Origin of the sequence: Anoxybacillus pushchinoensis, from assembly GCF_900111795.1 — a bacterium.
Classification (GTDB): Bacteria; Bacillota; Bacilli; order Bacillales; family Anoxybacillaceae; genus Anoxybacillus; species Anoxybacillus pushchinoensis.
The window spans coordinates 1-6,364 of the sequence record NZ_FOJQ01000087.1 but is presented as its reverse complement, the minus strand read 5'-3'; the positions used below and the strand labels follow the sequence as shown (position 1 = coordinate 6,364).

The window sequence follows — 6,364 nt, the reverse complement described above, 5'->3', positions numbered from 1 at the left end:
GATGTGGTATGGCAGAACGTATCATAAAATAAGCAGATGGTTTGCATCATCGCAAACTTGTTCAGCGTGTGGGTGTGTAAACAAAAAAGTAAAGTTATTATCCATAAGAGAATGGGTTTGCGATCATTGTGGTACGATTCATCAAAGAGACGAGAACGCTGCAAAAAATATACTACAACAAGGCTTAAAAGAATTAGGTTTATTTGCATAAATATCGTACGGCAGGAACTGTCGGAATCATACGCCTGTGGAGTTAGTAGGTTGCGAGGACGATGAAGCAGGAAATTCCCACTGCGAAGTGAGAAGCCCGCGACTTTAGCCGTGGGAGGTTCACAACAAGGTGCATCATATTACAACAGATATTCAAGCGCTTGTTATCGGCATGAACGAGTCGAAAGAGCTTGGCAAAAATGTTTTACAAAACGTTGAAAGCATTAGCGCGGTCGTTGAGCAATCCGCGGCAGGTAGCGAACAAATTGCTGCGTCAATGGTCGAGCAGTTAGAGGCGTTCAAAAAAATGGGTGAAAAAGTGACGACATTGCGCCAACTGACAGACGACTTACAACAAATGATGGCGAAGTTTCAAATGAAGTAAAAAAGATGCTCCGCGCGAGCATCTTTTTTGTTTACAAATGATTCGTTTCTTTTGAGTAGGCGCGCTTGCCAGCTTGGCGATTTTTCTCGCGCTCCATATTTTTTTCGTGTCGTTTCGCGTTATTGTCTTTTGCTTTTTTATCGTTGTCGCTTGTCATCGCTTCGTCACCCCTTTATCGGGTAGTGTAATCAATGCCCAAGCTGTTTATTCAAGAAAAAGAGGGCGATCGTTCCCGGTCCGGCATGCGCTCCGATCGCGCCGCCGATGTCAGAAATGAAAAACTGCTTGCAGCCGAACGTTTCTTCAATCATTGCTTTCAGTTCGAGCGCCGTTTGTTCATCGTCGCCGTGGCTAATGCCGATCAGTTGGTTTTGAACGTCCGCTCCGCGCTCTTGCATTAACTCGACCATTCGTTTCAACACTTTTTTCCGTCCACGCACTTTTTCAATCGGAATCAACTTCCCATCCTCGACGTGAAGAAGTGGCTTAATGTTTAATACCCCGCCGACAAACGCTGCCGTTTTGCTGACGCGCCCGCCGCGCGCTAAATATTGCAAGTCATCGACAGTAAAAATATGTTCCATATGACGACAATACGTCTCAATCGTCGCCACGACGTCTTCGTAAGCCGTGCTGCTTTCAGCGAGCTCAACTGCTTTTTTTACGACAAGCCCTAGCCCGAGCGATGCGCATTTCGAGTCGATGACGGTTAGTTTCGCGTCCGGATATTGTTCAAGCACTTCGTTTCGAATCATGACCGCCGTTTGATATGTGCCTGACAAGGCGGAAGAGAAGGCGATATAAATGGCAGGTACGCGCTCTTTCGCTAACGTCATAAATAGCTCTTCCATTTGCGAAGGTTTTGCTTGCGATGTTTTCGGTACGTCGCCTGCGCGCATGGCATCGTATACTTGTTTTGGCTGGATCGTCAGTTGATCATCGTAGTCTTTGTCGTTTATATGAACAGCTAACGGTAAAAAAGCAATTTGTTTTTCTTGTATAAAAGAAAGTGGCAAATCGCACCCGCTATCCGCTATAATTTTAATATTCATTTCAATCACCCCTATGTATGTACTTATTTTAAGTGTAGCGATTATTATGAAAAAAAACAATCTTATCGCTTTGTAGGAGGATGTGTTGTGGACGTAAAAAAATTGTTTGTCGTCATTATCGGTGGCTTATTAAACGCGATCGGCATAAATTTATTTTTAATTCCGGCGAACGTATATACGAGCGGATTCGCTGGAGCTGCACAGCTCATTTCTAAAGTCGTTGGCGATTATACACCGTATGTTATTTCGACAGGTTTATTGCTCTTTTTGTTTAACATTCCTGTCGCCATTTTAGGATGGAAAAAGGTAGGAAAATCGTTTACGTTTTATAGCTTTTTAAGCGTTGTGTTTATGTCGCTATTTCTTGAAATCATTCCTGTTCGTCCGCTTTCTGAAGACATTTTATTGAACGCCGTTTTCGGCGGAGTGATTGCAGCAGTCGGAACGGGCTGGACGTTAAAATGGGGGGCGTCAACAGGCGGATTAGATATTATTGCGCTCGTATTGTCTCGCGTCAATGATCGTTCGGTCGGGACGTACATTTTTGCGTTAAACTCCATTATTATTTTAACAGCTGGATATGTGTACGGATGGGAAAAAGCGTTATATACGCTCGTGACGTTATATGTGACGACGCGCGTCATTGATGCGATTCATACGCGCCATCAAAAATTAACTGCGCTCATTATTACGACAAAAGGGGAAGAGATGAAGCAAGCGATCAAGTCGCGAATGATTCGTGGCATTACAGTCATCCCGGCGAAAGGAGCATTTTTAAACGAAGATAAAGATATGCTTATGATCGTTATTACGCGCTATGAGCTATTCGATTTAAAGCGAATCATTAAAGAAGTCGATCCGAAAGCGTTCACGAACATTATGCAAACGACAGAAGTCGTCGGGTTTTTCCGAAAAGAGTAAAGCTGCGCACACGGCGCAGCTTTTTACAATGCATGAAGTTCGTCTTGCAAAGCGTGCAACTGTTTTCGTTCGGCGTCGTTGGCGTTAGCGAAAGCGGATGAGAGCGCATTTTTGGCGACAGCGATGGCGCGTTCTGTGCGTTCTTCTTTTGCTTTAGCGACCGCCTTTCTTGCTTGTTGAAACAATGGATTGCCCATATTAAAATCCTCCAAGATTTGCATGATCCGCTTTTTCTGCTTTGCGTTGTTCCGCTTCCTCATACGTCATATGATACGGAATTTTTTCATCATGCTTATATACTGCATCGGCACTTTGTTGAATAAATCGCTTCGATTTGTTTCGTTTGCCCACACGACATTCCCCCTTGTTCGCCGCTTGTGACGCATATCGCGTCGATGATAGTTTGTTCATGTTTGGGCTACAATACGTGAGGGAATTTTTTATAACTTTAATAACGATTGCAAATACATCGCGATGCCGTCTTCTTCATTCGTTTTTGTGACATCATCTGCGACTGCTTTAAGCGGCTCGATCGCATTGCCCATCGCGACGCCGATTCCTGCCCATTTTAACATCTCGATATCGTTATCTTCATCGCCAAAAGCAATCACACGCTCGCGCGGGATGCCATAGAAAGAAGCGAGTTTTTCAAGACCAAACGCTTTATGGACGCCAGTACGGACGATTTCAATGACGTGCCATGGGGCTGTCCAACTGCGATGGTCGATGACGTTGGCATGCACTTCTGATAAATACGTGCGAATGCGTGAAACGTTTTGTTCATCCGATAAAATTAAAATGCTCGTTGGGTTTTTCTGTAAAATATTATGCAAATTTCCGACATATACGTTTGGATCTCCTAAATTAAATAAGTCAAGTAGCTGTTCGTCATGTTCGTGAAAATATACATCGTCCATCACTTCCGCTAAAATGTTGCGCACGTTATATTTTCTGCTGACGTCAATAATTTCTTTCACCGTTTCAAGCTGAAGCGGAGTATGATACATCCCCCAGCTATCATCTCTTGGATGATGGACGAACGCACCGTTAAAATTGACGATCGGCGTTGTTAGTTCCAATTGTTCGTAATACATTTTGCTCGCGCGGTACGGACGTCCTGTCGCGATGGCGACGATATGTCCGGCTTGTTTTGCTTTTTGAATTACATTGTATGTACGTTCGGAAATGGTTTTATTGTCTTTTAATAACGTGCCGTCTAAATCAAGTGCAATTAAATGTTTATCCATAATTGTTCCCCTTTTCGTTAAAATGTTCTACTCTTGTAGTGTATCGTTTTTCCAAAAAACTTGTCTATATGGTAATATAATGTTAAAAGATAACAAGGGAGATGAGAAGATGGTGACGATTATTCGCGAGACAATCGCAAACGTTCCTTGTTTGCACGTTGTAAAAGATGATGATATTCATCATATGCGGCCGCTCGTCATATTTATTCATGGATTTACGAGCGCGAAGGAACATAATCTTCATTTTGGCTATTGGCTTGCAGAAGCAGGATATCGCGTCATTTTGCCGGATGCGTTGTATCATGGGGAACGCCCAAATTCGCTCTCTGACGATGAACTTTATTTATCATTTTGGGATATTGTATTAACGACCATTCGCGAGCTAGATGATATAAAAAATGAGCTCGTCGAACGAAACATTGTTGATCCGAATCGCATCGGCGTCGTTGGGACATCGATGGGAGGCATTGTGACGTTCGGTGCGTTAACGCAATATGAATGGATTCGTGTCGCTGGCTCGCTCATGGGCAGTCCATGCTATCAAACGTTTTTCGACTTGCAGCTGCAATTTGCTGAGCGAAAAGGTATGTCTTTGCCGCTGTCAAACGAGCAGCTCGCTGCGTTGCGCAACACATTAACAACATATGATTTATCGCTGCAGCCGGAAAAATTAAATGGCCGTCCGCTATTCATTTGGCACGGAAAACAAGATGACGTCGTTCCGTTTGATTATACATACGCCTTTTATAAACAAATCGAGCCGTTTCATGAGCCGCTCCGTATGTTAGTCGATGAACGAGCAGGTCATAAAGTGACGCGCGAAGCATGGTTACAAACGGTTCAATGGTTTGTCACACATTTATAAAAACATGTGACATTGATCACAAAAAAGAGAAAGGGAGGATGGTACAATGAGACGTGAGGAGGGATAGTATGGTTATTCCGAAACAACATGGCGCATGGGCGATGTTAATCATTCCATTTTTATTCGGCATCGACATCGGTCAAGCGACGTGGCTTCATTTTCCGTTATTTGTCGCATGGTTTTTTCTTTATTTAGCCACATATATATGGATGCTCGTTGTAAAAAAGCAAGCGACCGCTCATCATAAAAAATGGCTTGCCATCTATACGTTTGTTGCCCTCATTTTCGTCGCTATCCCGCTTGCTTACAAGCCGACGCTCGTTTATTTTGGATTAGCTATGGTTCCGTTTTTTGTTGTGAATATATATTTTGCGAAAAAGAAAAAAGAGCGGTCGTTTACGAACGATGTGGCGGCGATTATGAACTTTTCGCTCGGTGGTGTAGGAAGCTACTATGTCGGAACGGGAGCAATCGATGAAAAAGCGTTGTTTTTATTTGTTGCCTCCGTTTTATTTTTCGTCGGAAGCACATTTTACGTAAAAACGATGATTCGTGAAAAAAACAACCCGCGGTATAAGTGGGCATCTTGGGTATTTCATATCGGGCTTATTGTCGCATGCATCGCTGCGGGACATGGCTGGTTGGCGCTTGCTTACGTGCCGAGCGGCTTGCGTGCGATATACTTTTATGGGAAAGCGATGTCGATTAAAAAAGTAGGGATTTATGAAATCGTCAACGCTGTTTATTTTGCGCTTGTCATCGTTATGTTTTATTAGCGGTTGAGAGGAGAAAACTTCTCCTCTTTTTTATTAATAACTTTTTTCGATACTTACAAACAAATATCAAATGGCACATAAGCAAATGCTTGCTATGATTTTCAGAGATTTCTAAACCTTTACGAATTAATTCGTGTAACTATTCAGCCACATCATAAAGTGAGCTGAATATTTTTTGCTTTTCCTGTCTATGATGTGAATATTGATAGACAAGGAGGTGAATCACATGTTGACGGTACAACAAGCTGTATTTACAGTTGAGGGCTTAATCGGCAAAGTCCAACAACAAAAACAGCTCATTCATCAACTCGTTCAAGAAAATGAACATTTGCGTCAAGAAAACAAACAGCTACGCAAAGAAAATGAACAACTCAAGTATCGCGTTCAAGAGCTGGAAGCACGCACGAAAAAAAAACAGCTCCAATAGCCATTTGCCCCCATCTTCTGACCGTTTTGAGAAAAAGCGTTCCTCCCGCGAGCCGTCTGGCAAAAAGCCTGGTGGACAAGAGGGACATGAGGGGACGACGCTCCGTCAAGTGGAACATCCACATCATCGTGTCGTCCATCGCGTACATAAATGTCAAGGATGTGGGGCTTCTTTGCGTGACGTCAAACCGTTCAAAGTCGATGTCCGTCAAGTGTTTGATCTGCCTCCCGTGTCGATTGAAGTGACACAACATGAGCGTGAAGTGAAATCATGTCCGCATTGTCAATGCGTGCAACAAGCGGAGTTTCCACCACATGTCACGAATCATGTGCAATACGGTCCACGTCTTACTGCGCTCGTTGTTTATTTGCATCATATCCAATTGATCCCTTACAAGCGTTTAAGTGATACAATCGAAGCGTTATATCAACACTCGGTTAGTACAGGAACCCTTGCCAATATGGTGAAACGAGGACGCGAA

Annotated in this window: 10 protein-coding genes and 1 pseudogene; 6 read left to right on the top strand and 5 right to left on the bottom strand. The window is 43.3% G+C overall.

Annotated features, from left to right (window positions below; translation table 11 throughout):
* On the top strand, positions 1-211 hold a 211-nt coding region (locus tag BM213_RS13885), incomplete at its 5' end, for a zinc ribbon domain-containing protein (RefSeq protein WP_143091215.1).
* Positions 212-340: 129 nt separating this feature from the next.
* Positions 341-595, top strand: coding sequence for a hypothetical protein (locus BM213_RS13880; RefSeq protein WP_244149309.1), 255 nt, complete (start codon positions 341-343; stop codon positions 593-595).
* Between the two features lie 31 nt (positions 596-626).
* Here the strand turns inward: BM213_RS13880 and BM213_RS13875 are convergent, their stop codons facing one another.
* Entirely contained in the window at positions 627-752 is a 126-nt protein-coding gene (locus BM213_RS13875) for a DUF3941 domain-containing protein (RefSeq protein ID WP_003395443.1), read from the bottom strand.
* A gap of 31 nt (positions 753-783) precedes the next feature.
* Complete coding sequence (locus tag BM213_RS13870) at positions 784-1,647, bottom strand: DegV family protein (RefSeq protein WP_091705113.1); 864 nt, start codon at positions 1,645-1,647, stop codon at positions 784-786.
* An 87-nt stretch (positions 1,648-1,734) separates the two neighbouring features.
* Here BM213_RS13870 and BM213_RS13865 point away from each other — a divergent pair, with 87 nt between their 5' ends.
* Entirely contained in the window at positions 1,735-2,568 is an 834-nt protein-coding gene (locus tag BM213_RS13865; protein ID WP_091705110.1) for a YitT family protein, read from the top strand.
* A gap of 23 nt (positions 2,569-2,591) precedes the next feature.
* Here BM213_RS13865 and BM213_RS13860 read toward each other — a convergent pair whose 3' ends face one another.
* The 3 genes from BM213_RS13860 to BM213_RS13855 form a co-directional block, all read right to left on the bottom strand.
* On the bottom strand, positions 2,592-2,765 hold the full coding sequence (locus tag BM213_RS13860; RefSeq protein WP_003395440.1) for a DUF3813 domain-containing protein: 174 nt from the start codon (positions 2,763-2,765) through the stop codon (positions 2,592-2,594).
* A gap of 1 nt (position 2,766) precedes the next feature.
* Positions 2,767-2,919, bottom strand: coding sequence for a hypothetical protein (locus tag BM213_RS14755; protein WP_003395439.1), 153 nt, complete (start codon positions 2,917-2,919; stop codon positions 2,767-2,769).
* A gap of 89 nt (positions 2,920-3,008) precedes the next feature.
* Positions 3,009-3,815: a Cof-type HAD-IIB family hydrolase gene (locus BM213_RS13855; protein WP_091705107.1), complete on the bottom strand. Its 807-nt coding sequence runs from the start codon at positions 3,813-3,815 to the stop codon at positions 3,009-3,011.
* 109 nt (positions 3,816-3,924) lie between these two features.
* Here BM213_RS13855 and BM213_RS13850 point away from each other — a divergent pair, with 109 nt between their 5' ends.
* From BM213_RS13850 to BM213_RS13840, 3 genes and pseudogenes are all read left to right on the top strand, one after another.
* Positions 3,925-4,680, top strand: coding sequence for an alpha/beta fold hydrolase (locus BM213_RS13850; protein WP_167357423.1), 756 nt, complete (start codon positions 3,925-3,927; stop codon positions 4,678-4,680).
* Between the two features lie 68 nt (positions 4,681-4,748).
* Entirely contained in the window at positions 4,749-5,456 is a 708-nt protein-coding gene (locus BM213_RS13845; RefSeq protein ID WP_091705104.1) for a YwiC-like family protein, read from the top strand.
* 226 nt (positions 5,457-5,682) lie between these two features.
* A pseudogene (locus BM213_RS13840) lies at positions 5,683-6,364 on the top strand (DUF6444 domain-containing protein); the annotation flags it as partial.

Coding starts and splice junctions, on each gene's coding strand:
- BM213_RS13875 (WP_003395443.1), bottom strand. CDS start 752: ATGACAAGCGACAACGATAAAAAAGCAAAAGACAATAACGCGAAACGA.
- BM213_RS13870 (WP_091705113.1), bottom strand. CDS start 1,647: ATGAATATTAAAATTATAGCGGATAGCGGGTGCGATTTGCCACTTTCT.
- BM213_RS13860 (WP_003395440.1), bottom strand. CDS start 2,765: ATGGGCAATCCATTGTTTCAACAAGCAAGAAAGGCGGTCGCTAAAGCA.
- BM213_RS13855 (WP_091705107.1), bottom strand. CDS start 3,815: ATGGATAAACATTTAATTGCACTTGATTTAGACGGCACGTTATTAAAA.
- BM213_RS13850 (WP_167357423.1), top strand. CDS start 3,925: ATGGTGACGATTATTCGCGAGACAATCGCAAACGTTCCTTGTTTGCAC.
- BM213_RS13845 (WP_091705104.1), top strand. CDS start 4,749: ATGGTTATTCCGAAACAACATGGCGCATGGGCGATGTTAATCATTCCA.